General features: G+C 57.5%; 24 protein-coding genes and 1 riboswitch. Of the genes, 19 read left to right on the top strand and 5 right to left on the bottom strand.

The genetic code is table 11. From position 1 onward, the window contains the following. Nucleotides 1–86: 86 nt before the first annotated feature. Nucleotides 87–1,526 carry a GuaB1 family IMP dehydrogenase-related protein gene (locus tag BMZ01_RS04510; protein ID WP_092284886.1) on the top strand — a complete coding sequence of 480 codons (1,440 nt, stop codon included), beginning with the start codon at nt 87–89 and terminating at the stop codon, nt 1,524–1,526. Between the two features lie 86 nt (nt 1,527–1,612). Here the strand turns inward: BMZ01_RS04510 and BMZ01_RS04505 are convergent, their stop codons facing one another. The 3 genes from BMZ01_RS04505 to BMZ01_RS04495 all read right to left on the bottom strand — a co-directional run bounded on the left by BMZ01_RS04505 (nt 1,613) and on the right by BMZ01_RS04495 (nt 4,546). Then, on the bottom strand, nt 1,613–2,419 hold the full coding sequence (locus BMZ01_RS04505; RefSeq protein WP_092284884.1) for a hypothetical protein: 807 nt from the start codon (nt 2,417–2,419) through the stop codon (nt 1,613–1,615). Between the two features lie 21 nt (nt 2,420–2,440). Further along, nucleotides 2,441–3,514 carry a lipoate-protein ligase small subunit gene (lplB, locus tag BMZ01_RS04500; protein WP_092285065.1) on the bottom strand — a complete coding sequence of 358 codons (1,074 nt, stop codon included), beginning with the start codon at nt 3,512–3,514 and terminating at the stop codon, nt 2,441–2,443. Between the two features lie 78 nt (nt 3,515–3,592). Then, on the bottom strand, nt 3,593–4,546 hold the full coding sequence (locus tag BMZ01_RS04495; RefSeq protein ID WP_092284882.1) for a DUF808 domain-containing protein: 954 nt from the start codon (nt 4,544–4,546) through the stop codon (nt 3,593–3,595). Between the two features lie 118 nt (nt 4,547–4,664). Here BMZ01_RS04495 and BMZ01_RS04490 point away from each other — a divergent pair, with 118 nt between their 5' ends. The 10 genes from BMZ01_RS04490 (at nt 4,665) to BMZ01_RS04445 (ending at nt 15,634) form a co-directional block, all read left to right on the top strand. Further along, a complete protein-coding gene (locus tag BMZ01_RS04490; RefSeq protein WP_092284880.1) occupies nt 4,665–5,627 on the top strand; it encodes a 2-dehydropantoate 2-reductase in 963 nt (320 codons plus the stop codon). A 110-nt stretch (nt 5,628–5,737) separates the two neighbouring features. Further along, nucleotides 5,738–5,856: riboswitch (TPP riboswitch) on the top strand. Beyond that, nucleotides 5,849–6,448 carry an ECF transporter S component gene (locus BMZ01_RS04485; RefSeq protein ID WP_092284878.1) on the top strand — a complete coding sequence of 200 codons (600 nt, stop codon included), beginning with the start codon at nt 5,849–5,851 and terminating at the stop codon, nt 6,446–6,448. Its footprint overlaps the riboswitch before it by 8 nt. A gap of 34 nt (nt 6,449–6,482) precedes the next feature. Then, nucleotides 6,483–7,898: an ABC transporter ATP-binding protein gene (locus BMZ01_RS04480; RefSeq protein ID WP_092285063.1), complete on the top strand. Its 1,416-nt coding sequence runs from the start codon at nt 6,483–6,485 to the stop codon at nt 7,896–7,898. Next, complete coding sequence (locus tag BMZ01_RS04475; RefSeq protein WP_092285061.1) at nt 7,898–8,653, top strand: energy-coupling factor transporter transmembrane component T family protein; 756 nt, start codon at nt 7,898–7,900, stop codon at nt 8,651–8,653. The genes BMZ01_RS04480 and BMZ01_RS04475 overlap by 1 nt, the downstream gene beginning before the upstream one ends. A gap of 11 nt (nt 8,654–8,664) precedes the next feature. Continuing rightward, nucleotides 8,665–9,282, top strand: a complete 618-nt coding sequence (locus BMZ01_RS04470) for a nucleoside/nucleotide kinase family protein (protein WP_092284876.1) — start codon at nt 8,665–8,667, stop codon at nt 9,280–9,282. After that, nucleotides 9,282–9,734 (top strand): NUDIX hydrolase, encoded by a 453-nt coding sequence (locus tag BMZ01_RS04465; RefSeq protein ID WP_092284874.1) that lies wholly within the window; start codon nt 9,282–9,284, stop codon nt 9,732–9,734. The genes BMZ01_RS04470 and BMZ01_RS04465 overlap by 1 nt, the downstream gene beginning before the upstream one ends. Nucleotides 9,735–10,190: 456 nt before the next feature. Continuing rightward, entirely contained in the window at nt 10,191–11,789 is a 1,599-nt protein-coding gene (locus BMZ01_RS04460) for a peptide ABC transporter substrate-binding protein (RefSeq protein ID WP_092284872.1), read from the top strand. Nucleotides 11,790–12,031: 242 nt separating this feature from the next. Then, entirely contained in the window at nt 12,032–12,958 is a 927-nt protein-coding gene (locus BMZ01_RS04455; protein ID WP_092284870.1) for an ABC transporter permease, read from the top strand. Nucleotides 12,959–12,995: 37 nt separating this feature from the next. Further along, nucleotides 12,996–13,943 (top strand): ABC transporter permease, encoded by a 948-nt coding sequence (locus tag BMZ01_RS04450; RefSeq protein ID WP_177180067.1) that lies wholly within the window; start codon nt 12,996–12,998, stop codon nt 13,941–13,943. Beyond that, complete coding sequence (locus BMZ01_RS04445) at nt 13,940–15,634, top strand: ABC transporter ATP-binding protein (RefSeq protein ID WP_092284866.1); 1,695 nt, start codon at nt 13,940–13,942, stop codon at nt 15,632–15,634. Before BMZ01_RS04450 ends, BMZ01_RS04445 begins: the two co-directional genes overlap by 4 nt. A 113-nt stretch (nt 15,635–15,747) precedes the next feature. On the opposite strand, the gene BMZ01_RS04440 is transcribed toward BMZ01_RS04445, so the two are convergent. Together BMZ01_RS04440 and BMZ01_RS04435 are read right to left on the bottom strand one after the other, a co-directional pair. After that, complete coding sequence (locus tag BMZ01_RS04440; RefSeq protein WP_092284864.1) at nt 15,748–16,287, bottom strand: ribonuclease FAU-1 family protein; 540 nt, start codon at nt 16,285–16,287, stop codon at nt 15,748–15,750. Between the two features lie 13 nt (nt 16,288–16,300). Further along, the gene (locus tag BMZ01_RS04435) at nt 16,301–17,017 is read right to left on the bottom strand and encodes an Rv1157c family protein (RefSeq protein WP_092284862.1); all 717 of its coding nucleotides are present in this window, start codon (nt 17,015–17,017) and stop codon (nt 16,301–16,303) included. A 342-nt stretch (nt 17,018–17,359) separates the two neighbouring features. On the opposite strand from BMZ01_RS04435, the gene typA reads away from it, so the two are divergent. The 8 genes from typA (at nt 17,360) to BMZ01_RS04395 (ending at nt 26,376) form a co-directional block, all read left to right on the top strand. Beyond that, nucleotides 17,360–19,279 (top strand): translational GTPase TypA, encoded by a 1,920-nt coding sequence (gene typA / locus BMZ01_RS04430; RefSeq protein ID WP_092284860.1) that lies wholly within the window; start codon nt 17,360–17,362, stop codon nt 19,277–19,279. 3 nt (nt 19,280–19,282) lie between these two features. Continuing rightward, nucleotides 19,283–20,878 (top strand): ABC transporter family substrate-binding protein, encoded by a 1,596-nt coding sequence (locus tag BMZ01_RS04425; RefSeq protein ID WP_143067444.1) that lies wholly within the window; start codon nt 19,283–19,285, stop codon nt 20,876–20,878. Nucleotides 20,879–20,886: 8 nt separating this feature from the next. Then, nucleotides 20,887–21,753 carry an N-acetyl-1-D-myo-inositol-2-amino-2-deoxy-alpha-D-glucopyranoside deacetylase gene (mshB, locus tag BMZ01_RS04420; RefSeq protein ID WP_092284856.1) on the top strand — a complete coding sequence of 289 codons (867 nt, stop codon included), beginning with the start codon at nt 20,887–20,889 and terminating at the stop codon, nt 21,751–21,753. Further along, nucleotides 21,750–22,229: a hypothetical protein gene (locus tag BMZ01_RS04415; RefSeq protein WP_223845910.1), complete on the top strand. Its 480-nt coding sequence runs from the start codon at nt 21,750–21,752 to the stop codon at nt 22,227–22,229. Before mshB ends, BMZ01_RS04415 begins: the two co-directional genes overlap by 4 nt. A 55-nt stretch (nt 22,230–22,284) precedes the next feature. Then, nucleotides 22,285–22,608 (top strand): ferredoxin, encoded by a 324-nt coding sequence (gene fdxA, locus BMZ01_RS04410; RefSeq protein WP_092284854.1) that lies wholly within the window; start codon nt 22,285–22,287, stop codon nt 22,606–22,608. Between the two features lie 119 nt (nt 22,609–22,727). Further along, complete coding sequence (dapC, locus tag BMZ01_RS04405) at nt 22,728–23,834, top strand: succinyldiaminopimelate transaminase (protein WP_092284852.1); 1,107 nt, start codon at nt 22,728–22,730, stop codon at nt 23,832–23,834. A gap of 226 nt (nt 23,835–24,060) precedes the next feature. Further along, on the top strand, nt 24,061–25,398 hold the full coding sequence (locus BMZ01_RS04400; protein WP_092284850.1) for an MFS transporter: 1,338 nt from the start codon (nt 24,061–24,063) through the stop codon (nt 25,396–25,398). A 9-nt stretch (nt 25,399–25,407) separates the two neighbouring features. Beyond that, entirely contained in the window at nt 25,408–26,376 is a 969-nt protein-coding gene (locus BMZ01_RS04395; RefSeq protein ID WP_223845909.1) for a pseudouridine synthase, read from the top strand. Nucleotides 26,377–26,380 lie beyond the last annotated feature (4 nt).

The following is a 26,380-nucleotide window of genomic DNA, read 5'->3' as shown; positions in this document are numbered from 1 at the left end:
TGTTCTTCCCTTAGCCCCGCACCGTGGCCGCAGTCTGTGTTGTGCGGGGGCCGGCGGATCTCGGGTAGTGCAGTACGCTGAACCCTATGCGCTTTATTAATGATCATTTGCCGCCCTATGAACTGACCTATGACGATGTCTTTATGGTGCCTTCGCACTCGGAAGTTGGTTCGCGGATGTCCGTGGATCTGCGCACCGAAGATGCTACTGGCACCACCATTCCGCTGATCGTAGCCAATATGACGGCGGTGGCGGGGCGTCGTATGGCTGAAACCATTGCGCGGCGTGGTGGTCTGGCGATTATTCCGCAGGATGTGCCGGCCGATATTGCGGCGGAAACAATTGGGAAGGTAAAGCGCGCGCACCTGGTATTTGATACTCCGATTACGGTGAAACCGCACCATACTGCAGGTTATGTGCGGCATTTGCTGCCCAAGCGTGCCCATGGTGCGGCGGTGGTGATTGATCCGGAGGATTCCCGCCCCATTGGTTTGGTGACCGCCCGTGACCTGGAGGGGGTGGATAATTTTGCGCAGGTCAATCGCCTGATGTCCCGGGAGCTGACCACCTTGCCGGATAATATTGATCCGCGCGAGGCCTTCCACAAACTCAGTTCCGCTTCGCGCCGCCTGGCTCCGGTGGTCAGCGATGATGGTGCGTTGGTGGGGATTTTGACGCGCCCCGCAGCGCTACGTGCATCGCTGTATACCCCGGCGGTGGATGCCGATAATAAGTTGCGCGTAGGTGCGGCGATCGGCATTAATGGTGATGTCACTGGGCGAGCGAAAGCACTGGTGGAAGCCGGTGCGGATGTGCTGGTGATTGATACCGCCCATGGGCATCAGGAAACCATGATCCAGGCGATTAAGAAGGTCAAGGCGGTTGACCTGGGTGTGCCCTTGGTGGCCGGCAATATTGTGACCCCCGATGGGGTGCGCGACCTGGCCAACGCCGGTGCGGACATCATCAAGGTGGGTGTGGGGCCTGGCGCTATGTGCACCACCCGTATGCAAACCGGGGTGGGGCGCCCGCAATTTTCCGCTGTGTTGGAATGCGCGGCCGCCGCCCGCGAGCTCGGGGCGCATGTGTGGGCTGATGGTGGGGTGAAACACCCGCGTGATGTGGCCTTAGCGCTGGCTGCGGGGGCCTCGAATGTGATGATTGGTTCGTGGTTCGCCGGTACCTATGAATCCCCGGGCGATATTTTCTTCGACGCTGATGGGCGCATGTACAAAGAGTCCTTCGGCATGGCCTCGCACCGCGCGGTGGAATCCCGCAACTCCGAAACGGAGGCCTTTGAAAAGGCACGCCGCGAGATCTTCGAGGAGGGTATTTCTTCGGCAAAGATTTACTTACAGCCCGGCCGCGGTGGGGTAGAGGACCTGGTAGATAGCATCATCTCCGGGGTGCGTTCCTCCTTTACCTACGCTGGTGCCGCCACCATCGCGCAATTCCGCGAACGTGCGGTGGTGGGCGTGCAATCTGCCGCAGGTTTTGCTGAAGGTGAGCCGCGGGCAAGTCGCTAGAGCTTCCTCCGAGATCTGGTGGTGCAGCGTCTGCGTTTCCTTCGCGCTGGGTGCGGCGCGCGGTTTTGCCGCACCTAGCAGGCAACTTACTCCTGAGTAGGTGGGATAAAAGCCGTGTCCGGAAGCATCAACACCCACTCCTTTTCCACCTGCTCTAAGGGCGATGCCTCCTGCGGGGTAGGCAGGGGCGGTAGTGGGCATAAGGTGGGTTCTAATTCCTGCGGGCCAAGCTGCCAGGTGCGTGCAGAGGTTAAAGCCACCTCGCCAGCCTGATTAACAAAAGCTCGGCACAGTGGGATCAGCCCAAGCTGACGGAAATGCAGCACGAGACCTAAAAGTTCTTGGCTATCGCGGCGGTTGCGCAGGGGCCCTAACACTTTATTGTCTAAAAGGGCTAGCACCTGGCCATGGGATTCTCTTAAAGAAACCAATAGTTGCGCCGGGCCTGCGGTGAGCTCGCATTCGCCTTTGCTGAGATCAATCAGGGCGGCTGCGCCATCGGGCAACAACGTATAAGACTGCTCTGGTGGGTGATTACGCGGGATTAATGCCCCGCGTTCAGGCAGACGTACCTGAGCTTTCAGCTCCTGGTTGTCCACTTCTAACCAGCAGCGCAGCTCTACGAGCAGGTGGGTGATTTCTGGTTCAGGTTCCGGCAGGTACCCGATGGTCACATCATGGAAACGCACGCTGTTGCCATGAGCAATAGTCACGCTCATCGCGGTGCGCCCCCATCCCAGAGCGGTATCGCGCAGTAGCCCCAAGACCGCCACCGTGTCGAGGTGTTTGAGTTCAATGATCCTGGGGCCATCGGGGATGGGGAAGGGTTGAGTATCAGCTGGGGAGAATGGGGGTTGAAAACCAGTGTGTAGTACATCTTTCCCAGCGCTCATGTACTCAACATTAGCGCCGAGTTAAGGAACGAGGTGCGTCCACTTCTTCGTTGCGAACTTTTCTTCCACCAATTTCTCCCCAGCCTTACGGTCTGCTTCAGAAAGCTCCACCACGGTGGCGCCATAGCGATTCCGGAAGGTATCGATCATCGTTTGGATGACCTCTTCGCGCGGCGCACCGGTTTGACGACGCAGCGGATCCACGCGCTTCTTCGCGCTACGAATACCCTTATCCGCCAGCTTCACCTTCCCGATGCGCAGCACCTGCGACATCATGTCTGCATCAATGTCATAGGACATGGTGGCGTGGTGCAAAATCGCACCTTTGCGACGCTTCTGGGCGGCACCACCGATTTTTCCGCCATCAGAGGTGATGTCATTAATTGGCTGATACCAGGCGCGAACACCATGCTGAGCCAGAGCGGCAAGTACCCATTGATCCAGGTAAGTGTAGGAATCCTCATAGCTTAAACCGCGGACTAATTCCTCTGGGGCATAAAGGGAATAGGTAATGCAGTTACCACCTTCCATGAACATGGCGCCACCACCAGAGATACGGCGCACCACCGTCACCCCATGCTTTTCAATGCCCTCAGGTTCAAGCTCGTTGACATAGGACTGGTAGGAACCAATCACAGTGGCGCGATCCTCCCACTCCCAAAAACGCAGCAGCGGGCGGGTGCGTTCCCCGCTGGCCACCTGATTGAGGAAGTGCTCATCCAAGGCCACGTTCAGCTGGGTGGGAAGCACCGGGCAGTGCATGACCTCCCACTCAAAATCCGTGAAATCCTTCGCATCGGTGACCGCGCGGCGAGTGACCGTGGCAATATCGCGGGTGCTAAAACCATGCAGCGCGAGGTCCGGGAATTGGCCCAGCGCAGCATCAAGGCGGGCCTGAAGTTCCGTGGTGGATTCGGAAACGCTTGCGCCTTCTAAGGCAGGGGCTAGAGCGAAGAAAGCTTCATCAGGTTCGAGGAAGAAATCTCCGGAGACGCTGGCGCGGCTAATGCGGCCATCGCAGGTATCAATATCGGCGACCACAAGTTTGCCGCCCGGAATTTTTAGCTCTGAATGATGGGTCTGTGTATTACTCATGCGATCGATCATAAGCACGCATGAGACAAACACGCCGCAAGGACTTAGGATCGACTAATTCTTGGCTAGTGCTTAGGGCTAGTGCTTACGGCGGTGGAAAGGGGAGACCACTGCGAAAATCAGCGAACCCCACAGCAAACCAAAAAGCGCGGAGAAGGCAGTATCCGTCAACCACGCCACGCTGGCACCCCAGCCGCTTTGCGCAAGAGAGCCCAAACTATTGCGGGCTATATCCGCTAGGTGATGCGCCCACTGATAAGGCAGGTGCACACCAAAATCATTCAACCCGCTAACCACAATATGGCCCCCCACCCATAACATCGCGGCGGTACCAATAAGCGCAATAATCGCCAACACCTTGGGCATGCCGTTGACCAACATGCGGCCCATCTTCCGGACAACGGGGGAGCGCTCTTCAGATTGGGCGAAGTGCAGGCCCACATCATCCATTTTCACCAACACAGCTACTGCACCATAGACCGCCAAGGTGATGATGAAAGCCACCACAATTAAGGTGCCGGTGCGCATCAGCATAGGCTGATCGGCCACCTCGTTAAGAGAAATAATCATGATCTCTGCGGAAAGAATCAGATCCGTGGTGATAGCGCTTTTCACCAAACGTTTTTCCGCATCACCACCGGACACACCGGCGGGTTCCTCCTCTGAGGCTTTATGGCCGAGGAGTTTATCCCACACCTTTTCCGCGCCCTCAAAACACAAATATGATCCACCCACCATCAAGATGGGGGTCAACGCCCAGGGCGCTAGCCAACTTAATACCAACGCCAGCGGCAAAATGATGATGAGCTTATTAAAAAGCGAGCCCTTGGTGATCTTCCAGATCATGGGCAGCTCACGCGCCGGGGTCACCCCAGCAACAAAGCGTGGGGTGACCGCCGCATCATCAACCACCACACCAGCGGCTTTCATGGAGGTTTTCCCGGCGGCACCAGCAACATCATCAATATTGCTGGCAGCCATCTTCGCGATTGCGGCCACATCATCTAATAAGGCGGCGAGGCCTCCGGCCATGAGGGCAAGTCTCCTAAGGTCTACGCGGGCAGGTGCACAGTATGGGGGGTAAAAAAGATTGATTGCGTTCTTTCTTATCGTACCCGTGGCGCTAGGTGGGCGACTAGGCTGTGAAAGCATGCGAATTTCCATTATTGGCCCAGGTGCCGTGGGGGGTTTCTTTGCCGCCGGTTTAGCGCAAGCCGGACATGAGGTAGAGCTGGTTGCCCGCGGTAGATCCCTTGATATGCTGCGTACCCGTGGCCTGCAGGTGTACCGCAGTGCCAGCGATAGCACTGAGATTGTGCAGGTGCCTGGGGTAACGCAGGTAGGCGAATATTTCGGGCAACAACCCGACGTGATTTTCCATGCCACTAAAGCTGGGGCCTTAGTAGAAACCCTGCAGGCCGTGGCGGCTAACTCCTTGGCGCGGGGGGTGCCGGTGGCGCTGACGCAGAATGCGGTGGAGGCCCCTGATATTGCCGCTGAGATTTTAGGTGCAGAAAATATTTTAGCTGGGGTGGTGCGCGGCTTCTTCCATCATTTAGGGCCCGCGGAGTTAAGCCATGCCGATGGGCCAAGCAGCTACCAAGTCGGTGCTTTGGTGGAGAACTCGCCGGCAGCGGCGGTGGTGCCTGGCATAGTTGATGCCTTAGAAAGCGCCGGTATTAGTGCCACCGTGGAAGATAACCCCGTGGGGGCGGTGTGGGAAAAGGCGATGTTTGTTAGCTGCTTTGGGGTCTTAGGTGCCGCCACGGATTATCGCGATGGCAGCGGCAAGGTGGTGAGCCCCGGTTTACAGGTAGTGCGCGGAACCTATCGCGATACCTTCGTCGCTTTGATGAAGGAGATGCTCAGCACCGCGCGTGCTCATGGGGTGAGCTTGGATGATGGTGTCATTACCCGAGTATTGAACTTCGCTGACCAGATGCCGGCGGAAGCCACCAGCTCTATGCAAAGAGATATTGCTGCTGGTTTAGAAGGCGAATTGGAGGCTCAGCTCGGAGCTATTTCTCGGATAGCCAAGCAGCATGGGGTAGATGTGCGTTTGCATGATTTCTTCTACACCTACCTGCAAGAGCAGCTTCAGCGCAGCCCATAGATGTGATGATTGGGGCCAGGCGGCATTGGCACTGGCGCCACAATCTATTAGAGTAGTGGCCAACCTTGGTGCAGATAGTTTTGCCCAGCCAAGGAAACTCTCAAATTGAACACCCCCAACACGGGCGCTCGGTTGATACCACCGGGCTGAGACATCGTCGTGGCACGACGATGGACCGTCGAACCTGATCCGGATAATGCCGGCGCAAGGAAGAAGGAGACATGGCCCAAATTACGGGTCGCGCATCATGGCGCGTCATTGACATCATCATCGCAGCAGTCCTCGGCGTTGCCTGTGGACTTCTCTTCTGGGTATGGAATGGGGTTGGCTACGCCTGGTTCACCGCCTTCGATGCCCTCACCCCTGGACTTGGCGGACTCGCCGTCGGTATTTGGCTCATCGGTGGCGTGATCGGTGCCCTGGTGATCCGCAAACCCGGTGCCGCCATCTTCGTGGAAGTCCTAGCCGCCGTGGTGTCCGCAGGACTCGGTAACCAATGGGGAATCGAAACGGTCTACTCCGGGTTCATGCAGGGCCTTGGCGTAGAGATCGTCTTCGCGATTTTCGCCTATAAGCGCTTCGGTATTGGCATCGCCGCGATCAGCGGTATCGGTGCGGCGATTGGTGCTTTCGTGTTGGAGCTTTTCACCTCCGCGAACTACGCGAAATCCCTCACCTTTAACCTCACCTACCTCAGCTGCATGATCATCAGCGGAATCATCCTTGCTGGTGTGCTGGGCTGGTTGCTGGTTCGCGCCCTAGCTACTACCGGAGCATTAGATCGCTTCGCAGTGGGACGCGAACAACACGCCAAGGTCTAAAAGCTCGCCCCTTTCAGCAGAAACCACGGTGATCATGGTGACCCTCTCGACTCGCCCCCATCAGCCACAACCCAGCCCCAACAACACCAACATCGCTGAACCCCTCGTCGAAGCACATGGGTTTAGTTGGCGGCATGCCTCTCGTAGCAGCCCGGCTTTCGCTGATATTGACTTGGAGATTCAGCGCGGTGAAAAAATTTTATTGGCTGGTAAATCCGGTGCCGGTAAATCCACTCTCTTGCTTGCACTAGCGGGAATCCTCGGCCCAGAAGCAGCCGAAGAAGATGGTGATGCCAGCGGCGTACTGCAGGTCCGGGGCACGGTGGGGATGGTCCTCCAAGACCCAGACTCACAGGTGATTGCCACCAGGGTCGGTGATGATGTGGCTTTTGGTTGCGAGAACCTTGGCATCCCGCGAGAAGAAATCTGGCCGCGAGTAGAACGCGCCCTGAAGATGGTGGGACTGGATGTGCCACTGAATCACCCGACGGCAAATCTTTCCGGTGGTCAAAAGCAACGCCTCGCACTTGCCGGGGTAATTGCGATGGGCGCCGAACTCATTATTCTCGATGAGCCCACCGCCAACCTTGATCCCATTGGGGTAAAAGAAGTTGTTCGTGCGGTAGACACCATCATTAGCGAAACCAACGCGACACTTATCGTGGTGGAACACCGACCACAGCACTGGTTGCCGCTGATTGAGCGCGTGCTCTACCTCGATCACAGCGGGCTGCGGGAGATCAGCGCCGAAGAACTTCCCGGGCTTCCGCAACTCTCACCGGCACGGCCGGTAGCAGCAGATGCCCCAGCGCTTCTCGAAACCAGGGATCTGAAGACCCGTTTCGGGCCGCCGCGGAATGTGAAATTGCCACAGGCTGCCTCCACCGTGATCACCGGGGTAAATGGCAGCGGCAAAACAACCTTGGCTTTAACTATGGCGGGGTTGCTTAAAGCCCGCGGTGGGGAACTGATTACCCACCAAGACTTGGCCCGTGGTTTAGCCAAAACGCCTTATCATTGGCGTTCCCAAGACCTTGCCCAAAGAATTGGGATGGTGTTCCAAGACCCCGAACACCAATTCCTTGCCCGCACCGTGGAGGAGGAACTCCATATCGGACCGCGGGTGATGGGGATGGCGGAAGACGAAGCCGAAGCGCGAGTCGAGGAACTCCTGCAGCGACTCAAACTCACGCATCTGCGAAAAGCCAACCCCTTTAGTCTTTCGGGTGGAGAAAAACGTCGCCTCTCAGTGGCGACCGCCTTGGTGTGCGCACCGGCGCTGCTGATTCTGGATGAACCCACCTTCGGACAAGACCCCGAGACCCTCGGGGAGATGGTGCACTTGTTACGTGAACTCACTGATGAAGGCATCACTATTTGTTCGGTCACCCATGATGACGCCTTTATTGAAGCACTCGGCGATCACCACATTGAGGTGACAGCAGCATGATTAATGTGTTGCGCACAATCAACCCGGTTACCCGGATTCTTGGGCTGGCATTAGTGACCACACCGCTATTAATCAGCGTGGATATTGTTTCCGCGGCTGTAGCGCTAGGCTTTACCTTCTTAGTTGCCCCGATCTGTGGGATGAGCTGGTGGGCGCTGATTCGCCGCGGCTGGCCCGTGTTTTTAGCCGCCCCCATTGCTGCTATCTCCATGGCTTTATACGGCCGGCCAGAGGGAAAAGTATATGCCGAATTCCTTTTCGCGCATGTCACCGATAATTCACTCAACCTTGCAGCCGCCATTTTCCTAAGGGTCCTCGCAGTGGGCCTACCGGTGATGCTATTAACCGCGAAGATGGATCCCACTGATCTTGGTGATGGCCTGGCCCAAATCCTTAAACTCCCGGAACGCTTCGTCATCGGGGCAGTAGCCGGGGCTAGGCTTACAGGCCTGTTCCGCCGCGATTGGGATTCCCTCGCCCGCGCCCGCCGCGCCCGCGGGGTAGGAGATAGCGGAAGAATTAAACGCCTGGCCACCATGTCCTTCGGACTTTTAGTGCTCTCGCTTCGCCGCGGTGGTACCTTAGCCACCGCAATGGAAACCCGCGGATTTGGGCGCTATGGCAAACGCACCTGGGCTAGAGAATCCCAACTTCATGGCATTGATGCGCTGGTGTTGCTTAGCTGCGCAGCGATTTCTGCCACCGCGATTGCCGTTGCGGTTTATACCGGGCACTTCCGTTTCCTCGGGGCCTAAAGTAGAACCCTATGTTCATCATCCTCATTGATGGCCAATCCGGCGCCGGCAAAACCACCTATGCCCAAGGCCTCTATGAACGCCTGCTCCGCGAGCACCCGGACACCCTCAATAACCTCAGCATCCCGCATGATCCCTGGGCGGCGGGCAGCTGCGGCAATCCACCAACACCGGAACCGCTGAATACTAGCCAAGGTGATGAACCCGAACTCCAACTGATTCACCTAGATGATTTCTACCCCGGGTGGGGAGGTCTTCAGGCTGCAACACGGATGCTCGCCGACACCGTTCTAGATCCCGTTGCCCCGGGATATCGACGATGGGATTGGCACAATGACCAACCAGGCGAATGGGTGAGCCTTAAGCCGCAGGTCTCCATGATTATTGAAGGCAGTGGCTCACTTAGCAGAGATACTCTTCGCGCGGCGCGACAACTCACCCCAGAAGTACTAACTATCCGCATTACCGGAGATGAAGAACTACGCCGCCACCGCGCATTAACCCGCGACCCCTTTTATGAACCCTTTTGGGAGATGTGGGCCGAACAAGAAGCAGCGCACCACAGTGGAGAAGGTAAGACTCCCGCAGATATTGAACTCCACATCACCGACACCCAGGGTCCCTGCTGATGAGCGCTGAAACAACTACTCCTCACAACATCATTCGCATTGCCGCGGTAGTACTGCGCCGCGAAGACGGCCTGATACTCAGCGTGCGCAAAAAGAACACCAGCACATTCATGATGCCCGGAGGGAAACTTGAAGAAGGGGAGACCGGCATCATCACGGCGCGCCGGGAAATCGCCGAAGAATTAGGTCTCGAACTTTCCGAAACTGACCTGATCCCCCTGGGGCGACATAGTGCAACGGCAGCTAATGAACCCGGTTGCCGCGTGGATTGCGATGTCTTCTTGTGGACTGGGCGCTTAGCCCAAGCCCCGGCGGTGCAAGCTGAGATCGTGGAGTCGCGTTGGTATCCGGTGGACTCCCAAGCGGAAGAGTTGGCACCGCTATCCCGGGAGGTTATTTTCCCCATCGTGGCGCAGCGGCTCAATGCTTCCGCTAAGACACAAAGTACATAAAACCGGTAGCCGAAAAATAGTTATTTAGCCACGCATCTTTATCAGTTAAGGTGCGGTGCTCTTAAGTGTCTGGATTTCTAGGTCACATTTAGACAGGCACTAACTCCACGCACCTTAGCTAGGTTGTCCGGGCGCACTTAGTTTGTTCTTCTCCTGCTTTTACTGCCCTGAACTGCGAATTTATTGGGGTTTCATACTGTGCTGGCTGGTGAAATAATCGTATCCAAACTAAGGCCGACCTTTGCCTATCCCATCACTGCCAAGCGAATGATTGCTCAGAAATCTTCGCTGTGATCTGGAAGGGGAGAGTAATGGGGGTATAAATACCGAGCGCGGCGCGCGGTGGGGGTAGAAAGCATGGGGATTATCGGCGATAAGGTTCGCCAGGATGAGATATGCCCTATACAATAGCGGGGACCGTGTTCTGGCTCACTACTGTGAAGGAAGCCCCAACTCATGGCGATTTTTAAGAAGATCGGCGCGCTATCTCTAGCGGCCACCACCCTGGCCCTCAGCGTGAGCGCCTGCTCCTCCTCCGATAACAACGCGGAGGGCAATGGCTCCGGCTCTGGCGATAACCTCATCCTTGCCAACAGCGTCGAGCCCCAAAACCCGCTCATTCCGGCTAATACCAATGAAACCGGTGGCGGCAAGCTCATCGACATCCTCTTCTCCGGCCTCGTGCGTTATGACTCCGAAGGCAAGGTAGAAAACGAGGTTGCTGAGTCCATCGAGCCGGAAGGCGAGAAGTCCTTCAAGGTGACCCTCAAGGAGGGCCAGAAGTTCTCCGATGGCACCCCGGTGAAGGCTGAAAACTTCACCAAGGCCTGGAGCTACGCTGTGGAGAACTCCCAGCTTGGTTCCTACTTCTTCGAGCCCATCTTGGGTTATGAAGAAGGCAAGCCTCTCGAAGGTCTCAAGGTCATTGATGACCGCACCTTCACCATTGAGCTCCAGCAGCCGGAAGCTGACTTCCCGCTGCGCCTCGGCTACTCCGCCTTCTTTCCGCTACCTGATAGCGCCTTCGACGATTTGAAGGCCTTCGGCGAGAAGCCGGTCGGCAACGGCCCCTACAAGCTTGCTGAGTGGGAGCACAACCAATCCGCCACCCTAGTTCCCAACGAGAACTACGAAGGCCCGCGCAAGGCCAAGAATGATGGCATCCGCTTCAACTTCTATGCTAAGCAGGACGCTGCCTACGCTGACCTGCTCGCCGGCAACCTAGATGTGCTCGACCAGGTCCCGGACTCTGCTTTCTCCACCTATGAGCAAGAACTCGGCGACCGCGCTGTAAGCCAGCCCGCCGCTGTTTTCCAATCCTTCACCATCCCGGAATCCCTCGAGCACTTCTCCGGTGAAGAAGGCCAGCTGCGTCGCCAGGCCATCTCCATGGCCGTGAATCGTGAGGAAGTCTGCGACGCCATCTTCCAGGGCACCCGCATCCCGGCTAAGGACTTCACTTCCCCGGTTCTGGATGGCTACTCCGCCAATCTCTCGGGTGAAGACGTGCTGGAGTACAACGAGCAGAAGGCCAAGGAACTCTGGGCCAAGGCTGACGCCATCTCCCCGTGGTCCGGCCAATTTGCCATCGCCTACAACGCTGACGGTGGCCACCAGTCCTGGGTTGATGCAACCGTCAACTCCATCAAGAACACCCTGGGCATCGACGCTGTCGGCCAGCCCTACCCGGACTTCAAGTCCCTGCGTGACGAGGTCACCAACCGCACCATCACCACCGCCTTCCGTACCGGCTGGCAGGCAGACTACCCCTCCTTGGGTAACTTCCTCGGTCCGCTATACGGCACCGGCGCTGGTTCCAACGATGGTGACTACTCCAACCCCGAGTTCGACAAGAAGCTTGATCAGGCTGCTGGCGCTAAGAGCACCGACGAAGCCCTGAAGTTCTACAACGAAGCTCAGGAAATCTTGCTCAAGGACCTTCCGGCCATCCCGCTGTGGTACTCCACGGTGGCTGGTGGCTACGGTGAAAACGTTGACAATGTTGTCTTCAACTGGAAGTCCGTGCCGGAATACCAGGACATCACCAAGAAATAAACCACGACCTCTCTAACGGCCCACAATTCACTGCCTCGTGAGGTCTTGTGTGCGAACACAGAGTTTGTGCCCGCCGCCCTACGTGAGCCCCACTTGCTCCAACGTAGGGCGGTGTGTGCGTTAAAAACACGTACACCCCATTGCAAGGGTTGCCTAACACCTTCAGGTAATCTGTCTCCCGCATAATCCACCTCTCCACGAACACCTCATCACATTGGCAGTGAGCGGAAGGAACGACACGTATGCTGCGCTATATTGGGCGCCGGTTGCTCCAGATGATTCCGGTCTTCTTCGGCGCAACCTTGCTGCTGTACGCACTCGTTTTCCTCATGCCGGGCGATCCCGTTGCTGCTCTCGGCGGCGACCGCGGCCTCACCGAAGCCGCCCGCGCCCGCATTGAAGCGGAATACAACCTGGACAAACCATTCCTTGTCCAATACCTGCTCTACCTCAAAGGCATTCTCTCCCTCGACTTCGGCACCACCTTCTCCGGTCGCCCCGTCGCCGAGGTGATGGCTAATGCCTTCCCCGTGACCATCAAACTAGCGGTCATGGCTTTAGCCTTCGAAGCTTTCTTCGGCATCCTCTTCGGTGTTATCGCCGGAATCCGCCGCGGCGGCATCTTCGACTCCACCGTGCTGGTGGTCTCGCTTTTCGTGATCGCCGTCCCCAGCTTCGTCATCGGCTTCGTCTTCCAATTCCTGGTCGGCGTGAAATGGGGATTACTCCCTGTCACCGTAGGCTCACACACCAACTTCAAATCCTTGCTGATGCCCGCCATCGTGCTGGGAGCAGTGTCCTTTGCCTATGTGCTGCGCTTAACCCGTCAGTCCGTGAGCGAAAACTTGAGCGCGGACTATGTACGCACCGCCCGCGCCAAGGGCTTAAGCGGTGGTCGGGTGATGGGCCGTCACGTGCTGCGCAACTCACTCATCCCGGTCGCCACCTTCTTAGGTGCTGACCTGGGTGGCCTGATGGGTGGCGCAATTGTCACCGAAGGTATCTTCGCCATCAATGGTGTCGGTGGCTCGCTTTATCAAGCGATCATCAAGGGCGAACCAACCACTGTGGTGTCGTTTACCACCGTTTTGGTTATCGTCTACATCGTTGCCAACCTGGTCGTGGACTTGATCTACGCCGTGCTTGACCCGAGGATCCGATATGTCTGATCAAAACACCAACCCAGAGATCGCCCGGAACACCTTCATGCGCGGCAACACCCGGCTCGGCCAAGAACACTTCATCGCCGAAACCGATGAAACCGGATTGGGTGCTGTCGACGCGGTCTCCGATGAATCCGCACCAGCCTCCCAATGGCGCGAGGCCTGGCGCTACCTGCGTCGTCGCCCACTCTTCTGGGTTGCTGCTTTTCTTATCCTCTGCGCCCTCATGTTGGCGCTCTTCCCCTCGCTATTTACTAGCACCGACCCGCGCTCGTGCTATCTCGCAAACTCCCTCGGCGACCCCGAACCCGGTCACCCCTTCGGCTTCGACCGCCAAGGCTGCGATATTTATGCCCGCACCATTTATGGTGCCCGTGCTTCAGTCGCAGTAGGTGTGCTCACCACCATCGCGGTGGCTTTCCTTGGGACCGTCATTGGCGCTTTAGCTGGGTACTTCGGTGGCATCCTCGATGCGCTGCTCTCCCGGCTTACTGATATCTTCTTTGCGGTTCCGCTGGTGCTCGCCGCCATCGTGGTCATGCAGATGTTCAAGGAACACCGCACCATCATCACCGTGGTGGTGGTTCTGGCACTCTTCGGCTGGACTAATATTGCCCGCATTACCCGCGGTGCGGTGATGAGCGTGAAGAATGAAGAATTCGTCACCGCAGCGCGCGCAGTGGGAGCCTCCAAGATGAAGATCTTGGTTTCTCACATCCTGCCCAATGCGGCCGCCCCGATCATTGTGTACGCCACCGTGGCCTTGGGTACCTTCATCGTCACCGAAGCGACCCTGTCCTTCCTGGGCATCGGCCTACCACCCACCATCGTCTCCTGGGGCGGAGACATCTCCACCGCCCAAAGCTCACTGCGCATTAAGCCCATGGTGCTCTTCTACCCGGCTATTGCGTTGGCCCTAACCGTGCTGAGCTTCATCATGATGGGCGATGTGGTCCGTGACGCGCTGGATCCGAAGGGGAGGAAGCGATGAAAAACCAAGACACCCCGGTACAAAGTACCCCGCTACTCGAACTCAAGGACATGCGGGTGGCCTTCAAATCCACCACCGGCACCGTTGAGGCCGTGCGCGGCATCAACCTCACCGTCTACCCCGGGCAATCCGTGGCGATCGTGGGGGAGTCAGGCTCCGGTAAATCCACCGCCGCCATGGCGGTGCTGGGCCTGTTGCCCGGTACCGGTGAGGTCACCGGCGGACAGATCTTCTTCGATGGCAAAGACATCACCCAGTACTCCGAAAAGGAGATGCAGGGCCTGCGAGGCTCCCATATCGGCCTGGTCCCTCAGGATCCCATGAGTAACCTCAACCCGGTGTGGCGCATCGGTACCCAAATCAAGGAGTCCCTCAAGGCCAACAATGTGGTCCCCGGCTCCGAGATGCACGAACGCGTCTCCCAGCTGCTCGAAGAAGCTGGCCTGCCGGACGCGGAGCGTCGCTCCAAGCAATACCCACATGAGTTCTCTGGCGGTATGCGCCAGCGCGCACTCATCGCCATGGGTTTGGCGGCGCGCCCCAAGCTACTCATCGCCGATGAGCCCACCTCCGCGCTGGATGTGACCGTCCAAAAGCGGATCCTGGATCACTTGGAATCCCTGACCCACCAGCTGGGCACCGCAGTGCTCTTTATTACTCACGACCTCGGCCTGGCCGCTGAGCGTGCCGAGCACCTGGTGGTTATGCACCGCGGCCGCATCGTGGAATCTGGGCCCAGCCTCGATATCCTCCGCGACCCCCAACACCCCTACACCAAGCGCCTGGTTAAGGCCGCGCCTTCGCTGGCCTCGGCCCGTATTCGCTCTGCTTTGGAAGAGGGCGTGGAAACCGAAGAGCTCATGGCCGGTGCTGCGAACCTGGCAGAAGCCGAAGAGGTCATCCGCGTGGAAGGCCTTACCAAGGTCTTCGATGTGCGCGGCGCCAAGGGCGATAAGAAGCACCTCAAGGCTGTCGATAATGTCAGCTTCGGGCTGCGCAAGGGTTCTACTTTAGCGTTGGTAGGGGAATCCGGCTCCGGTAAATCCACGGTCGCCAATATGGTGTTGAATTTGCTGGATCCCACCGAAGGCAAAGTGTTTTATAAAGGCACGGACTTATCGACGCTGAATAATAAACAGCTCTTCGATATGCGCCGTAACCTCCAGGTGGTATTCCAAAACCCCTATGGTTCTTTGGACCCGATGTATTCCATCTTCCGCTGCATCGAAGAACCCCTGAAATTACACAAAATAGGCAGCCGAAAAGAGCGAGAGAACCGTGTCGCCGAGCTTTTGGATATGGTCTCGATGCCGCGTTCTACCATGCGTCGTTACCCCAATGAGCTTTCCGGCGGCCAGCGTCAGCGCATCGCCATCGCCCGCGCATTAGCGCTCGATCCTGAGGTGATTGTGCTGGATGAGGCCGTTTCGGCACTGGATGTGCTGGTTCAAAACCAGATCATCACCTTGCTCGCGGAACTCCAAGAACGCCTGCAGCTTTCCTACCTCTTTATCACCCACGATTTAGCGGTTGTTCGCCAAACAGCTGATGAAGTGGTGGTTATGCAGCACGGAAAAATGGTCGAAAAAGGCACCGCCGATCAGATCTTTAATGATCCTCAGGAAGCCTATACTCGCGACCTTATTGATTCCGTCCCCGGCCTAGGAATTGAGCTCGGCACAGGGCTCTAATTCCCACAAAAACTCACCGTAGCCGCACATGGTTACGGTGAGTTTTTGCATTCCCGAGACCCAGTTATCAGGTCCTAAAAAACTATGGCGGTGCGCAATAATTGCAGGTTTGCCTAGCCCACTGGGTGTAACTCCACGTCTTCTGCCCACGTAAGCTCAATGCCCAAAGACGCCAACCACGCCATCGCATCATCATCGTGGCGAGTAATCCCCTCCACCGCAGCCAAGGTGGCATCAATGGCGCGTTCTGCTTCATCAGCGCTGAGCAACCCAGCGGAGGTGGCGGCCGCTAGCTCATCGATATCCAACACATCCACCGGCTGGCCAGTCACGCTGACTAAATCCACATAGAGATCGCGGGTGCGCCAGGTACCAGCTTCATCAGCTTGGATATCCGCCACATCGAAATAAAACTCTTGGTCTTCTTTCACCCCAGGGCGGAAGTGGAAAATATTGGCACGCAAACCCAGCTTCGGCAGCAACCAAGACTCCAAGTAACCAAACTTGGGGTGGTCCGCACCGCGGGCCATATACAGGCCAAACTCAGTTTCCTTAAAGGTGTCAACGGCGCGCAGGAAACCCTTGGGGTCAGTATTACTGGCCGAGGAAGTATCGAAGGTTTCTTCCTTCACGGGGTGTAAATCAGCACTCATTTTTTGCCTCTTCTCAAGGAACCGACACCAGGGCAGCAGTGGGAGCAAAATCGCAGCGCGCATCTTCGGTATGCACCGCCCCATGCATCCACGCCACCACCGGGCCGCTACCGGTATCTGCAGTAGCAGATAAGGTCGCAGGGCCCTCTGGATTGACGCCATAATTACCCAACACCGTGTGACCACCGCGCAGGGTATGGAGATTAAACCAATCCACAACCATTTCCCCTTGGGCTTCCGCCGCCGGCGAGGTCCCCAACGCGGTAAAGAGGAAAACGGTTTGCCCAGCTTGTGCTCCCGGAACCGGGATCTCAGCTGGACCAGGAACCGCAATGGCAGAACCAACAGCATTGAGTTGCCCACCAATGCATCGGCCAGCCACCGTAGGCCACGCGAATTGCACCACCATGGGTGCATCCTGTGGAATCTCCGGCCCGCCGGTATCCTCACCAGGTTCCGGGTCAGCAAAGAAATTCACCGCCGCCAAAATGGCGCCCCGCACCTGCGGAGGCAACCACGGGTTAGCCGCAAAATTCTTTGCCTGCTCTAGTAGCTGGGCATTGGGTCGACCAAGATGATCGATGGGTAGTTGTTGGCGCAGCGGCTCAATAGACATAGCGCCGGCGTCCATGACCTGATCCACCACATCGCGATGCGATTGTGCCGAGGCCTGCGCAGGGAGCAGCAAGCAAGCTGCCAGCGCAAGCGCGAGGGGACGTTTAAAAGTCACGGTTCTCCACAACTAGGTCACAACTATATAAACAACATCCGTCACAGTAGTTCACAACTGCAACTTTGTACACACCTACCCCTGAAGATGTTGGGGTTTAAAACCAAAACTCCAGCTAGCAGGCTGTCCTACTAGGAATGTCTGCCCCCGCACCCCATTTGTTACATCTTTGTTATTATTCGTGCTCTCATTCGCCCAGTCTAGAACTCTCAGCTAGGTACTAGGGGGTTATAGAGAGTAGCATTACTATGCATTGCCCGTCACCGCTGTGTTCGCATAACACCGCGGTGCATCATTTTTAGTGCTTTTTAGTGCTTTTCAGTAACAGGAGATCCCCCCAACGTGAGCGCAAGCCACCCCGAGTTCCGTAACGTCGCCATCGTCGCGCACGTCGACCACGGAAAAACCACCCTTGTTAACGCCATGCTCGAACAATCGGGCGCCTTTGGTGACCACGGCGAAGTAGCCGACCGCGTGATGGACTCCGGGGACCTGGAAAAGGAAAAAGGCATCACCATCCTGGCCAAGAACACCGCGGTTCGCCGCAAAGGTGCTGGCAAAGACGGCAATGACCTCGTCATCAACGTCATCGACACCCCCGGCCACGCCGACTTCGGCGGCGAAGTTGAACGCGCACTTTCCATGGTTGACGGTGTGGTGCTGCTAGTCGACGCCTCCGAAGGCCCGCTGCCCCAAACCCGCTTCGTGCTTTCTAAGGCACTGGCCGCAAAAATGCCGGTCATTATTTGCGTCAATAAGACCGACCGTCCGGATGCCCGCATCGACGAGGTTGTTGAAGAATCCCAGGATCTGCTCCTGGAACTGGCCAGCACCATCGACGATGAAGAAGCCGCTGCCGCCGCCGAACAACTCCTCGACCTGCCGGTGCTTTATACCTCCGGTCGTGAAGGCCGCGCCTCCACCGAGAACCCCGGTAATGGCAACATCCCGAATTCCGAGGATCTCCAACCGCTATTCGACACTCTCTATGAGGTGCTGCCGGAACCTACCGCCAACCTGGACGCCCCACTCCAGGCACATGTCACCAACCTAGACTCCTCCAGCTTCTTAGGTCGTATTGGCCTGGTTCGCGTACATGCTGGCACCTTGCGCAAGGGCCAGCAGGTTGCCTGGATCCACTATGACGAAAATGGCGAGCAGCACACCAAGACCGCCAAGATCGCCGAATTGCTGACCACCATCGGCATGAACCGCGTTCCCGCACAGGAAGTCATCGCCGGCGATATCGCCGCGATCTCCGGCATCGATGAAATCATGATCGGCGATACGCTCGCCGATGTTGATAACCCCATCGCCTTGCCGCGCATCACCGTTGATGAGCCCGCTATCTCCATGACCATCGGTGTGAATACCTCCCCGCTGGCCGGACGCGGTGGCGGCGATAAGCTCACCGCCCGTGTGGTCAAAGCCCGACTGGACCAAGAACTCATCGGCAACGTGTCCCTACGCGTGCTACCCACCGAACGCCCGGACGCCTGGGAAGTTCAAGGCCGCGGCGAAATGGCACTTTCGGTGCTGGTGGAAACCATGCGGCGCGAAGGCTTCGAGCTCACCGTCGGTAAACCGCAGGTAGTTACCCAAACCATTGATGGCAAACTCCATGAGCCTTTTGAGCACATCGTCATCGACATCCCCGGTGAATACCAGGGCAATGTCACCCAGCTCATGGCCGCCCGCAAGGGCCAAATGGTCTCCATGGGTACCGCATCCGGTTCGGACTGGGTACGCATGGAATATAAGATCCCGGCGCGCGGCCTGATTGGCTTCCGCACCATCTTCATGACCGAAACCCGCGGCACCGGTATTGCCAACCACTACTCCGAGGGCCTGCAGCCCTGGGCCGGTGAAATTAAGGGCCGTGCCACCGGCTCCCTGGTCGCTGACCGCTCCGGGCAGATCACCGCTTATGCACTGCAGCAGCTTTCCGATCGCGGCAGCTTCTTCGTGGAACCCGGCACCGAAGCCTATGAGGGCATGGTTGTGGGCGCTAATAACCGCGATGAGGATATGGACATCAATATCACTCGCGAAAAGAAGCTCACCAATATGCGCTCCGCTACCGCAGATGCCACCGTCACCTTGGCTAAGGCCCATGCTTTGTCTTTGGATGAGGCCATGGAATTCTGCGGCCAAGATGAGTGCGTGGAAGTAACCCCGGATGTGCTGCGCGTACGCAAGACCATCCTGAACGCCACCGAGCGTGCCCGTGCCCGCTCGAAGGAAAAGAACCGCAATAAATAAGGTGTGAGCAAAATTTTTGCTTCCCGAGCCCGACTATCCCCGCATCTGTATGTGGGGATAGTCGTGTCTGGTCTGCTGGTAGGTTGCGCCGCCCAACCCGGCCCACCGCCGGTTGAAACACCGGCAGAAACCACCACAACCACCACCAGCACTTCCACCACGAGTGTTGCGGCCCCGCCTCCGACTAGCTCAGAGTCGATTGGTATTGATCCCATCCATAATGGCTTCAACCCGCACCTGATTGCTGATGACAGTCGCTTTACCCGGCAATTAGCTGACCTCTTATTGCCGAGTACCTTCCATGATGGATTGATGGATACGGACCTATTGGTCTCCGCTAAAGAAATCCCCTTGGATGCAGAAAACAATAGTGACCCGAAAACCAAGCAATTGGTGCGCTATGAGATTCGTCCGGAAGCACAGTGGTCTGATGGCACCCCGATTACTGGTGCGGACTTTAGGTATTTGTGGACCTCGATGATCAGTACCCCGGGGGTTATTGATCCGGCCGGGTATCACCTGATTCGAGATATTAAGACCACTAATGGTGGCAAGGTTGTGGATGTCACCTTCTCGCGGCCCTTGGCTGCCTGGCGGGAGCTATTTACGCATTTGCTGCCCAGCCACTTATTCCCACCGGGAACTGAGCCTTTTAATAAGGCCCTGGGCGCTACCGTTCCGGCCTCCGCTGGGCGCTATATGGTCAATAAAATTGATCGCCAACGCGGCATCATTGTTTTGAACCGCAATGACCGTTTTTGGGGTCAAGATCCAGCACTTATTGATCACCTGGAGTTCCGGGAGATCCGCAATGTCACCCAATCGGCGAATCTATTGCGCTCTGGGCAACTGAGCTGCCTTAATATCACCCCCGCAGAAACCACCACCTTAGCTTTGGGGCTCGTGCCGGATACTCAGGTGAGCGTGGTGGAAGAACCACGGCGGTTGGAGTTGGTGTTTTCGACCATCTCACCGTATTTCCGCACGCTAGCTAATCGCCAAGAGTTCGCACGCGCTGTGGATATTGAGTTGGTGGCCAAGATTGCAGCTGGGCGCTCGAGCGATCTTGCAATTGGGCCGAATGAGTACCAACCTGATGCTGAGTTGCCGACCTTGAGGCCTTTGGCGGGATCGGCGGATCCTTATGAACCAGAAGGCCCACAGGTATTAGAGCGCCCCATCCGGATAGCGGTGGACCCAACTGATGATCAGGCAGCTACCGCAGCCCAAGTGGTGGTGGATCAGCTTCGGGCTAAGGGGCTAAATATTGAAGTGCTGCACACCGACTTTGAGAACATTGTCTCTCAAGCCCTGCCAGAAAAGGAAGCGGATGCGGTGATTAGTTGGTTGCCGCTTAGTAATAGCCCCATTCATGCGGCAAGCCGCTATGGCTGCTTGGATGGGCCTTATGATCCGCGTTCTTCGAATTTGAGTGGCTATTGTGCGGTGGATGCGGAACTACGCCTGCGGGCATTGCTGGCCGGTGAATCTGGTGCGGCAGAGTGGATGCAGAACCTAGAAGCAGAGGAGCGTCTAACAATGCCGATTCTTCAAGAAACCCGCGTGCGTACCTCGACTGATCACCCCTATTGCGAATAGAAGGAACTATGTCCCGAAATCTCATTGGACGCCGCGTGCTGGCGGTGCATGCTCACCCGGATGATGAAGCATTGTGGACCGGCGGTGCACTCGCTGCCTTAGCTCAACGTGGCGCAGATGTGCATGTGGTGACCTGCACGCTAGGTGAAGAAGGCGAAGTAATTGGCGAGCCCTACCAAAACCTGGTGGAGAGTGGACAACTCGGCGGGTTTAGGATCGCGGAGCTATGGGCCTCGCTGGATATTTTGGGGGCCACTGGCCACCACTTAGGTGCCCCAGGGAAGTATCGGGATTCGGGGATGGAAGGCTCCCCAGCCCATGAGCATCCCCGTGCTTTTGTTAACCACACTGAGGAAGCAGTAGCGGACCTAGTGGAGATCATTGAAGAACTGCAACCGGATTGCATTCTTACCTATGGTCCCGATGGTGGCTATGGGCACCCGGACCATATTCAGGCACACCGGATTACCCATGCGGCGGTGGAACAATATGATCCCAGCCTGCGGATTTGGTGGGCGGTGACGGATCGAGAATCACAGGCTGCTGGGTTAGCGGCCATCGCGGAGATCCCGGAAGGCTGGCGGAGAGCAGAAGATGGTGAGCTTGCCAGTGTGGAAAAGGTTGATCTGAAGATCATGTTGGATGATCGCGCCTATGCGGCGAAGGCGGATGCCATGGCAGCGCATGCCACGCAGTTGTGGATTGCTGATGGGCGGGTGAGCCGGGTGAACCCGCATGCGGCCTTGGCGATGAGTAATACCTTGGTGTTTGCGCTTTCTAATCTCATTGCGCAGCCGCTGACTAAAGATGAGTGTTATCAGCTAGGCAATGGGGAAGCCGCCGACAAGAGCGGGGCGGTGGAGAACCTCTTATGAGTAGTAAAAAGAAGAAGGTGCGGCAAAGCGGAACCCCTGCCGAGGTGGGAGGCTCTGCAGTACCGGAGGAGCCGATCTCGGGAAAAGCTCAGCGCTATACCCGGCAGGAGACCTCTGCTGGGGAGAAGGCCGTGGGGATTTTTTGGCTGAGTTTAGGGGCGCTGGTGTCGGTGCTTTTGGAATTGGTGTACCTTGGCGCATGGTTGCCGCTGCCTGGGGGAATCAGCATTATGTTCCCCGTCAGCATCGTGATTGCGTGTTTGTTTAATATCGTCTTGACACGTACAGCATTACTTTGGTCACGAAAGCCAATTGTTGCGGCGATCCCCACACTGGTGTGGGGCCTGGGTTTTCTTGCTTTATCTTCATCTGCGCAGATCACCGGGGATTTGTTGGTGTGGCCGAGCCTGCGTAGCGTATTCCTCTTCGTCTTCGGACTTATCGGAGGCTTAGTACCCCTTTTGCGACGGCAGTGACATAATAGGTCGCGCTATCACCAAACTTTGATCGTTAAGGAACAGCAAGACTCCAATGACTTATACAATCGCACAGCCCTGCGTTGACGTCATGGATCGAGCCTGCGTCGAAGAATGCCCGGTGGACTGCATCTACGAGGGCAAGCGTTCGCTGTACATCCACCCCGATGAGTGCGTGGACTGCGGTGCGTGCGAACCCGCCTGCCCCGTGGAGGCGATTTTCTACGAGGATGATGTCCCCGATGAATGGATCGACTACAACGATGCCAACGCCGCTTTCTTCGATGACTTAGGATCCCCCGGCGGCGCTTCCAAGCTCGGGCCCCAAGGCTTCGACCCGCCTTTGGTGGCGAATTTACCGCCCCAAAACCAGGACTAAAAGTTTTTGCATCACCAAGACCCCTCGGCGAGTAGTTCCACTACTTCAACGCCCGGGGGTCTTGTTGTGCTTTCCGGCGCGCTAGGCTGGTAGCTCAATAGACCTTGAGAAAGGACCAGATGAGCACCCGCACCCCCCTGAGCAGCATCCTCCCGGATTTCCCCTGGGACCACCTAGACGCCGCCAAAGCCACCGCCGAAGCGCACCCAGAAGGCATTGTGAACCTCTCTATCGGCACGCCCGTTGATGAGGTTGCCCCTGGCATTCAACTAGCGCTCGCGGAAAACGCGGCGGCACCGGGTTACCCCCAAACCATTGGCACGCCGCGACTACGCAAAGCCATTGTGGACTCCTGCGAACGCCGCTACCACATGAGCGGGCTAAGCGAAGACGCAGTGCTGCCGGTGATCGGCACCAAAGAGGCCATTGCTAGCCTGCCGAGCTTGCTGAACCTGCGCGATACGCTCATTGTGATCCCCGAACTGGCGTACCCCACCTATGAGGTCGGTGCCTTGATGGCTGGTTCGCGGGTGTTGCGGGCTGACTCGCTGACCCAAATTGGGCCGGAAACCCCCGGCGTGGTGTTCATTAACTCCCCGGCGAACCCCAGCGGCAAGGTGTTGGGGTTGGCGCACCTGCGCAAGGTCGTGGAATGGGCGCGTCAACGCGATGTGATTATTGCTAGCGATGAGTGCTACCTGGGGCTGAATTGGGATGATGAGAACCCGGCTTATTCCATTTTGGATCCGGAAGTCTGCGATGGGGACCACCGCAATTTGATTGCGATTCATTCGCTTTCGAAGACCTCGAACCTGGCGAGCTACCGGGCTGGCTTCTTTGCTGGTGATCCGCAGTTGATCGCGGAGCTGCGGGAAGTGCGTAAGCATGCTGGGTTGATGGTGCCGGGGCCGATTCAGGCGGCGATGACGGTGGCTTTGGAAGAAGACCAGCAGGAGCTTTCTCAAAAAACCGTTTATGCAGCGCGCCGGGCGAAGCTGATGGGGGCGTTGATTAAAGCTGGATTCCAGATTGATTACTCCGATGCTGGGTTGTACCTGTGGGCAACCCGCGGTGAGGATGCCGATGAGACCGTGAACTGGCTGGCTGAGCGCGGCATTTTGGTGGCGCCGGGGCACTTCTATGGTCCGCGTGGGAAGCAGCATGTGCGTATTGCCTTGACCGCCAGCGATGCTGATATTGAGCGCGCGGTGCAGCGGTTGGGGTAGTGGGGGCTTGGTTGTGAGGCCTTTGATTGTGGGGTTGGGCAGGGGTCTGGGGTAGGCCCCTGGGGTAGGGCCATGGGGTAGTGCCCCTGGGGTAGGGCCATGGGGTAGTGTCCCTGGCTGAACCGGTACTTAAGTGTCTGACCTCCCACAATAGGGCGTTGCTTAACGAAAACGGGGGTGCCTAGCAGGCTCATGGGGGTGCCTGAGCCTGCTAGTTTTGCTCACCATGCCAACGCGTACTGAGAGGCTCGACAGCCTTCCCTTTAGTTCTAAACACCGCCGACTGCTCTGGGGCTCTGGAGTTGGTTGGGCGCTCGACGCCATGGACGTCGGGCTTATTTCTTTTGTGATGGCCGCTTTGGCCGTGCAATGGGACCTATCCAAGACCCAACTCTCGTGGATTGGTTCCATTGGCTTTTTAGGCATGGCCCTTGGCGCTGCCCTCGGCGGACTCTTGGCAGACCGCATTGGGCGGCGCCAAGTTTTTGCCCTAACCCTATTGGTCTATGGCCTGGCCACCGGTGCGGCAGCCTTATCAGTATCCGTGGCGATGCTGGTGGTGCTGCGCTTCATCGTGGGCCTAGGCCTAGGTGCTGAGCTGCCCGTGGCCTCCACCTTGGTTGCTGAGTTCTCGCCGAAGCGGATCCGCGGGCGCATCATCGTGATCTTGGAGGCCTTCTGGGCACTGGGCTGGATGCTGGCGGCGCTGATTGGCTACTTTGTGATCCCAGCTTCTGACAATGGTTGGCGGTGGGCGCTGGCCATGGGTATGGTGCCGGCAGCCTATGCGATCTATGTGCGTATGCGCCTGCCGGAATCGGTGCGCTTCTTGGAGACCAAGGGGCGAGTGGCCGAGGCTGAAGCGATTGTTCGCGAATTTGAGGAAGCCGCAGGGAAGGGAGCTGAGGCTGCTGGAGTTGCTGGTGCTGGGGTTGCAGGTGCTGGGGCCGCGGTTGAGCGGGCTTCTGCTGTGGAGGAACAGCATGAGTCCATTTGGGCTCCCCGCTTGCGAGCTCGCACTGCCGCGCTGTGGGCCGTGTGGTTTTGCATCAACTTCTCTTACTACGGCGCCTTCATCTGGCTACCGAGCCTGCTGGTGGACCGCGGCTTCGACCTCATCCACTCCTTTGGCTACACGCTGATTATTACGCTGGCGCAGCTACCCGGTTATGCTCTGGCCGCCTGGCTAATTGAAATTCTCGGGCGCCGAGTCACCCTAGCGCTTTTCTTGGTGGGCTCTGGTGTTTCCGCTGCGCTCTTTGGATTCTCCGGGGATGTGTGGCAGGTCATCGCCACCGGCTGCGCGCTCTCCTTCTTCAACCTTGGTGCCTGGGGTGCGCTCTACGCGATTGGGCCGGAGCTTTATCCCACCGCCACCCGCGGATCAGGTACCGGTTCAGCTGCAGCCTTCGGGCGCCTGGCCTCCATTAGCGCACCGCTGCTGGTACCTGTGCTGCTGGTTGGTGGACAAGGCGCGGTCTTCGGTGTCTTCGCCGCCGCCTTCTTGGTGGCCGCCGCAGCAGCCTTCACGCTTCCGGAGAGGACCAATGTGGCCCTGGAATAATAGGGCCCTATGACAAGCTCTAGAAGGCCAGCCGCTGGGATACAGGTCGCTGGGACACAAGTCGCTGGGACACAAGTCGCTGGCGTCGATGCCTCTGGCGCGGATGCCTCTGGCGCGGATGCCTCTGGACGGCCACCGGCACGCAATGGAATCAGTGCGCGCCGGGTAGTGCTGCGCGCCGGGATACTCCCAGAAGGGGAGTTCTTTGCGGCTAGGGCAGGAGATAGCCCCTTTCAACCCGGAACCATCTTGCCGAGCGGCACAGTCATCGAGCGTGACCTACCAGCCTGGTGCTTCCCGGAGCTTAGAGAAGAACCAGAGATTAAAGCCCAGCATGAGGTGCTCTTCATTGATGAGCACCTGGTGGTGGCGCATAAACCACCCTTCCTGCCCACCACCACCAATGGGCGCTTGCAAATCAATACTTTGCAAACCCGATTACGCCAAGAATTCGGGGAAGAGCTCACACCTTTACACCGCCTCGACCGCTTAGCTAGTGGGGTGGTGCTCTGTGGGCGGAAACCCCAAGAACGTGCCGCATACCAGCAGCTTTTTGTCCAACACCACATGAAGCGCACCTACCTAGCGAAGGTGACAGGCGTTAGCGAAGCTGGGCAGTGGCAAAGCCTGGAGCTTTGGATGTTGAAGCGCCCTGGGCAAAGAGCAGTGCAGGTTGTGCCGCCGAAAACAATGGGGGCACGGCGTACTTTTACGGAGTATCGCTACCTCGAAGACAACCTGATGGAGTTACGGCCGCACACTGGGTTTACTCACCAATTAAGGGTGTTGTGTGCACACCTTAATAATCCGATAGTTGGGGACGATACCTATCCTTTAGATAGTGGGCTGAACCTTAATGAAGGGGCAAAAGCATTGGCTCTAGTAGCCTGGAAGCTGAGCTTTATTGATCCCATTACAGGTGAGGGTCGGGAATTCCAGACTAAGCGCTGCGAAGCGCTAGAATCTCCTAGGTTTTGATCCT

Origin of the sequence: Corynebacterium spheniscorum, from assembly GCF_900113445.1 — a bacterium.
Taxonomy (GTDB): domain Bacteria; phylum Actinomycetota; class Actinomycetes; order Mycobacteriales; family Mycobacteriaceae; genus Corynebacterium; species Corynebacterium spheniscorum.
This window is presented reverse-complemented; position numbering and strand designations above follow the sequence as displayed.